We start from the raw sequence: 255 nt of genomic DNA on the forward strand, positions 1-255 counted from the left end.
CTTGCTCGCCGCCGCCAGGTCGGCCGGCGGGCGGGTCAGCGTGAAGGTGCCCAGTTTCACCAGCCTGCGGGTTTCCGGCCATGCGGTCGACGGATCCTCGATGCGGTCGCCGGGCTCGGCGACCTGCGCGTACCAGTCGAAGACCACCGGTCCTTTGGCCAGGCGCGCCAGGATCTCCTGCTGCAGGTAATCGGGGCCCTGCGCCTTCAGTTCGGCGGGCGTGAGGTAGTGCTCCCCGGCGCGCGGCACGTAGCG

General features: G+C 71.4%; 1 pseudogene. It reads right to left on the reverse strand.

Features of this window, described 5'->3' with window-relative positions:
- A pseudogene (locus SB775_RS31555) lies at positions 1 to 255 on the reverse strand (hypothetical protein); the annotation flags it as partial.

The organism is Peribacillus sp. SIMBA_075 (assembly GCF_046534585.1).